Here is a 6,046-nt window from a genome sequence, read left to right as displayed (position 1 = left end):
GCGCCCGCGCCCGCTGGCGCTGCCCGCTCGCAGGTCCTCTCTCCCCGACCCTCCTCGGCTACGCGCCGCCCCCCCGCGCCCCCCCCCCCCCCCCCCCGGGGCCCCCCCCCCCCGGCGTGTGGCGGTCGTGGCGTGTGGCCGGTCGTGGCGTGTGGCGGTTGTGGCGTACGTCCCGAATCGTGGGCGGCCCTGGTCCGACCGGTGGGCCGTCCGGCATGATCCCCCCGGACAGGACCGAGAGGAGAGGTGACCCATGACGCTCTGGGAGGGCATCGCCGTCCTGGTGGCGGGCGTCGGCGCCGGGATGATCAACGTGATCGTCGGCTCCGGCACGCTGATCACGTTCCCGGTGCTGCTCGCCATCGGGATTCCGCCGGTCACCGCCAACGTCTCCAACACCTTCGGCCTGGTGCCCGGTTCGCTCAGCGGCGTGATCGGCTACCGCCGCGAGCTGGCCGGCCAGGGCCACCGGCTGCTGCGCCTGGGCACCGCCTCGCTGCTCGGCGGACTGGTCGGTGCGCTGCTGCTGATCAGACTGCCGAAGGGCGCCTTCGACGCGATCGTCCCGGTACTGATCCTGCTCGCCCTCGTCCTGGTGGTGATCCAGCCCAGGGTCGCCAAGGCGGTCGCCGCCCGCCGCCGCCCCGACGTCGACCCGGACGGCGGCCTGCTGCTGTTCGTCGGCGTCTTCCTCACCGGCATCTACGGCGGCTACTTCGGCGCCGCGCAGGGCGTCCTGCTGCTGGCGCTGATGGGCATGCTGCTCCAGGAGGACCTGCAGCGGATCAACGCCGTGAAGAACGCGCTGGCGATGGTCGTCAACGGCGTCGCCGCGCTGTTCTTCCTGTTCACCTCCACCGTCAACTGGGCGGCCGCCGGCCTGATCGCGGCGGGCTCGCTGGTCGGCGGCCTGCTCGGCGCCAAGGTCGGCCGCCGCCTGCCGCCGGCCGCGCTGCGCGGGATCATCGTGGTGGTCGGCCTCGTCGCGGTCACCAAACTGCTGCTGAGCTGATGAGCTGAGCAGCCGTCGGGGGCTGTCCGGCAGCGGCTGTGTCGTCCGGTGCGCAGGGCCCCGGCTCGGTATGTTCCTCGCAGTGCACGCCTGACCGGACGGCGAGACGACGAACGGAAGAGCTTCGATGAGCAGCAGGGCACGGCTGAGCGAGGACGAGATCACGGCGGCCCTGGCCGCACTGCCGCGGTGGACCAGGGAGGGCGACGGCATCGTCCGCGCCGCCGACGCCCCCGACTTTCCGGCGGCGATCCGGGTGGTCGTCGCCGTCGCCGAACAGGCCGAGGCGCTCGACCACCACCCCGATGTCGACATCCGCTGGCGCACCCTGCGCTTCGTCCTCTCCACCCACAGCGCGGGCGGGCTGACCGGCCTGGACTTCACCCTGGCCGCCCGCATCGACGAGGCGCTGAACGCCGAGTCCGCGGGCTGACCTCCCGGACCCCCCGAGGCCGGGGCGGCGCGCTCGAACGGGCGTGAGATGCTGACTGCCGCATCGGCAGGCGGCTCGGGAGGGACGGGAACGGATGGCGCAGGAGCCCGTCGGAGACGCCCAGCAGCAGCCGTGGTACCCCCAGGGCCAGCAGGCTTGGCCGGTCGGCGGGCACCAGGAGCCGCAGCCGCAGGAGCCCCCGCAGGACCACCCGCAGCAGGAGTACTGGCAGACGACGTCGGGCTACGGCCAGGGGGCGTACGGGCAGGGCGGGTACGGGCAGGACCTGCCGTACCCGCAGCCGGACGGGCAGGGCCCGCCGTACGGGCAGGACCCGCAGTACGGGCAGACCGGGTACGTCCAGGGCGGCTACGTCCAGGGCGGTTACGCCGAGGGGCAGTACCAGCCGTACCACCCGCACCCGGACCACGGGCAGCAGCAGTACGCGCCGTACGCCGTCCCGGAGCAGCCTGCGGGGGAGGGGCTGTACGTCCCGGTGGGAGCGGAGTACTCGGCCGACGGGTACGTGCACATCCAGGACGCCGAGCCCGTTCCGGTGGAGCCGTCCACGGAGCCGGAGCCCGAGCCGGGTACGACGCCCGAGGCCGCGCCCGTCGCGCCGTCGCGGGCTGCCGCCCGTCGGGGCAGGTCCTCGAAGGCGGGCTCCCCGAAGGCGGGCTCTCCGGGGGCGGGTTCTTCGCAGGCGGGCTCTTCGCTCTCGGCCAGGGCCCGGGCCGCCGCCGGGGCGGTGCTCACCGGCGAGCACGTGCCCAGCCGGCGGACCCTGCTGGTGCGCACCGGCGCCGGGGTGGCCGCGCTGGGCGTGCTGGTCGCGGCCGGCCTGATGGTCGGGGCCGAGGGTGGCGGCAGCGCGGCCGCGACCAGCGGCGGGGAGCCCGGGTTCGCCGTCGCGCACACCAAGGTGTGGTCCGCCCAGCCCGCCGCGTCCGGGTCGTCGGGTGACGACACGCTGGTCGGCAGCTGGCTGCTGGCCGATGCGGTGGTCCGCGCCGACGCCGCCGGTGTGCGGGCCTACGACCCCGCGGCCGGCAAGCCCGTCTGGTCGGTGGAGCCACCGGCGGCCGGGGCCGTCCCGTGCGGGCTGTCGGCGGGGGTCAACCAGGCGGGGCTGGGCGCGGTGCTGTTCCGGGCCCAGGCCGATCCGAAGAGCCCGTGCACGCTGGTCGCCGCCGTGGACACCAAGACCGGCAAGACCGCGTGGACGAAGACCGTCTCGGACGCCAAGGGTGCGTACGGCGCGCGGATCGGCGTCACCGAGGACAAGGTGATCGCGGTCGGCGACGACCGGGCGGTCGCCTGGGAGTCCGCGGACGGCAAGGACGTCTGGCAGTACACCGGGCAGGGCAAGTTCTGCACCCTGTCCGGCGGCGTGACCGGCAAGACCGTGCTGGTCGCCTCCTCCTGCGCCGACTCGACCCCCGCCGACCAGGCCGTCGCACTGAACACGGCGGACGGCAAGGTCAGTTGGTGGCGCGGCCTGAACAACCGGCCGAAGACGGTGAGCGTGCTGTCCGCCGAGCCGTCCGTCGTCCTCACCACGGGCGAGAAGCCGGAGGACGACCGGGTGTTCGCCTGGGGCGCGGGCGGCGACCCGGCCGCCGAGATCCCGGTGGTCGGCGACGGCGGCTGGCTGGACGTCGCCCACGGCACGTTCTCGGCCACCCCCGAGGTGTTCTTCCAGAACCGCACGATGGTCACCACGCTCGTCCCGGCGAACGGCGGCGGACCGGTCGCGGCGGTCGGTTACGACCTCGACACCGGCAAGCAGCGCTGGAAGGCGCCGACCGCCGCCAAGGGCACCGTCCGGGCGGTCGGCGTCGACGGCGGCGCGCTGGTGCTCGCCGCCGACGAACGCCGCGACCAGCCCGCCCGCCTCAGCCGGTTCCCGCTGGCCGGCGGCCAGGAGGCGACCGGCGGCAACTTCCCGCAGGGCACCGGTTCGCTGCTGGTCTCCGGGCGGGTGCTGATCGGCGGCGGGCGGGTGCTCGTGATGCCCGAGCACTCGGCCAACTACGGCACGGCGGCGGGCTACCAGGCGAAGGGCTAGCCCGCCCCCGTCGGGCACGGCTCGCGGCCGCGTTCACGCCGCCGGGACGGCTGTCGGAGCGGGCTGGCCCGGCAGGGCCGGCAGCCAGTCGGCCAGCTCCCGGGCCTCCGAGCCGCGCAGGCCGAGCGCCAGCATGAGGGTGGCCTGCGGGGTCGGCACGAACGGCCGGCGCAGCAGCCTCATCCCGGCCTGCTCGGGTGTCCGGTCCGCCTTGCGCTGGTTGTCCTCCGGGCACGCGGCCACGGTGTTCAACCAGCTGTCCTCCCCACCGCGCGACCTGGGCTGCAGGTGGTCCACCGTGGTGGCCCGCCGCCCGCAGTACGCGCACAGGTGCTGGTCCCGGGCCAGGACACCCCGCCGCGACCACGGCGCCTGTTGTCGGAACGGCACTCTCACGTAGCGCTGAAGCCTGATCACCCGGGGCACCGGGATGCTGACGCCCGTCCCCCGGACCGTGCGCAGCGGATGCGCCTGCTCCACCACCGCCTTGTCCTGGAGCACCAGGACGACGGCGCGCTGGAGCGACACCGTCGTCAGGGGCTCGTAGCTCGCGTTCAGAACCAGCGTGTTGCGCACTTGGCACACCCTTCCCGTGGGCGTGCCACGGCGGCACGACCGTCTCCACACACGTCACTGCCGCCGCACGGCGGTGACACCACTCTGAACGGGCCCACAGCCGACGAACAACGGAATTTCCGGTATCGGGCAGGCGCCGGAGGGGCCGGGGGAGGAATGCGGCACGACGCTCGGGGAAAACCCGCTGGCCCCGACCGCGTAGGCTCTACCACGCTGGAGTCGTACCGACCCGGGGTCCGAGAGAACCGGGCCCGCCACCGGGCGGGCGCCCGATCGAAGGAGAAGCGTGACCGTGACGGACATCGTCGACGAGCTGCGGTGGCGGGGGCTGATCGCCCTGTCCACCGACGAGGACGCACTGCGCAAGGCGTTCGCGGACGGCCCGGTCACGTTCTATTGCGGCTTCGACCCGACGGCCCCCAGCCTGCACCTCGGCAACCTCGTGCAGATCCTCACCATGCGCCGCATCCAGCAGGCGGGAAACCTCCCGCTCGGCCTGGTCGGCGGCGCCACGGGCCTCATCGGTGACCCGAAGCCCACCGCCGAGCGCGTCCTCAACGACCCCGAGACGGTGGCCGGCTGGGTCGAGCGACTGCGGGGCCAGATCTCGCGATTCCTCGATTTCGAGGGCCCCTACGCGGCGCGCATGGTCAACAACCTGGACTGGACGTCCGGGATGTCGGCCATCAGCCTGCTGCGCGACGTGGGCAAGTACTTCCGCGTCAACAACATGATCGCCAAGGAGGCCGTCGCCCGACGGCTCAACTCCGACGCGGGTATCAGCTACACCGAGTTCAGCTACCAGATCCTGCAAGGCATGGACTACCTGGAGCTGAACCGTCGCTACGGCTGCACCCTGCAGACCGGTGGCAGTGACCAGTGGGGCAACCTGACCGCCGGCACGGACCTGATCCGCAAGGCCGACGCCAAGTCCGTGCACGCGCTGGCCACGCCGCTGATCGTCAAGGCCGACGGCACCAAGTTCGGCAAGACCGAGTCCGGCACGGTCTGGCTCGACCCCGAGCTGACCACCCCGTACGCCTTCTACCAGTTCTGGCTGAACGCGGACGACCGGGACGTCCCCAACTTCCTGCGGATCTTCAGCTTCCGCTCGAAGGAGGAGATCGAGGAGCTGGAGCGCGAGACCACCGAGCGCCCCGCCGCCCGCCTCGCCCAGCGAGCCCTCGCCGAGGAGCTCACCACCCTCGTCCACGGCGCCGAGCAGTACGAGCGCGCGGTCGCCGCGTCCAAGGCGCTGTTCGGACAGGGCGACCTCGCCGACCTGGAGGCGCCGACCCTGGCCGCCGCCTTGTCCGAGGTCCCGAAGGCCGAGGTGGCCGAACTCCAGTCGGTGGTCGACCTGTTGGTCGCCGTCGGCTTGGCACCGAGCCGTTCGGCCGCCCGCCGCACGGTCAAGGAGGGCGGCGCCTACCTCAACAACGTCAAGGTGACGGACGAGGAAGCGGTGCCGGCTGAGGCCGACCTGCTGCACGGCCGCTGGCTCGTGCTGCGCCGCGGCAAGCGCAACCTGGCGGCGGCGGAGTTGGTTCCGGCTACGGCGTGACCGAAACACGACGCCGCTGAGCTGCGGCTTCGACATACGAGGGCGGGATCCAGCCGGATCCCGCCCTCAGTGTTTGACGATGTCGTCCGGGTGGCCTAGTGTTGAACGAGTCGCTGATGCGGCCACCCCACTCTGCGGGACCCACCCTCACCTCGATTCCCATTGACATGGGTTTGTTGGCATTTCCGTCAACCGTGGTGAGTGTGAATTTCGGGTAACAACCGAAATGCGCTAATGTGGAGGCCGTCGCGGAAAGCGGCCCGACCAGTTCGGGAAATCGGATGAATGAAACTCCGGAAAACGGAGCGGAAAACATCTGGTAAGCTGGAAACACGAAAGAACGAAGCGCCCGGAGGGCCCGCTGGAAGGCGGTCCGAAGGAAGTGTCCGTTCC

General features: G+C 72.5%; 5 protein-coding genes. 4 read left to right on the top strand and 1 reads right to left on the bottom strand.

Annotated elements, in window-relative coordinates; all coding sequences use genetic code 11:
• Positions 1 to 253 precede the first annotated feature (253 nt).
• From ACFV6D_RS05420 to ACFV6D_RS05410, 3 genes are all read left to right on the top strand, one after another.
• Positions 254 to 1,012 (top strand): sulfite exporter TauE/SafE family protein, encoded by a 759-nt coding sequence (locus ACFV6D_RS05420; protein ID WP_380430275.1) that lies wholly within the window; start codon positions 254 to 256, stop codon positions 1,010 to 1,012.
• 127 nt (positions 1,013 to 1,139) lie between these two features.
• Positions 1,140 to 1,445, top strand: a complete 306-nt coding sequence (locus ACFV6D_RS05415; protein ID WP_063349639.1) for a 4a-hydroxytetrahydrobiopterin dehydratase — start codon at positions 1,140 to 1,142, stop codon at positions 1,443 to 1,445.
• A 94-nt stretch (positions 1,446 to 1,539) separates the two neighbouring features.
• Positions 1,540 to 3,513, top strand: a complete 1,974-nt coding sequence (locus ACFV6D_RS05410; RefSeq protein WP_380558532.1) for a PQQ-binding-like beta-propeller repeat protein — start codon at positions 1,540 to 1,542, stop codon at positions 3,511 to 3,513.
• Positions 3,514 to 3,546: 33 nt separating this feature from the next.
• On the opposite strand, the gene ACFV6D_RS05405 is transcribed toward ACFV6D_RS05410, so the two are convergent.
• Positions 3,547 to 4,089, bottom strand: coding sequence for an HNH endonuclease (locus tag ACFV6D_RS05405; RefSeq protein WP_380558529.1), 543 nt, complete (start codon positions 4,087 to 4,089; stop codon positions 3,547 to 3,549).
• Positions 4,090 to 4,381: 292 nt separating this feature from the next.
• Here ACFV6D_RS05405 and tyrS point away from each other — a divergent pair, with 292 nt between their 5' ends.
• Positions 4,382 to 5,653, top strand: coding sequence for a tyrosine--tRNA ligase (tyrS, locus tag ACFV6D_RS05400; RefSeq protein WP_363378737.1), 1,272 nt, complete (start codon positions 4,382 to 4,384; stop codon positions 5,651 to 5,653).
• Positions 5,654 to 6,046 lie beyond the last annotated feature (393 nt).

The organism is Kitasatospora sp. NPDC059812 (genome assembly GCF_042732075.1).
Classification (GTDB): Bacteria; Actinomycetota; Actinomycetes; order Streptomycetales; family Streptomycetaceae; genus Kitasatospora.
This window is presented reverse-complemented; position numbering and strand designations above follow the sequence as displayed.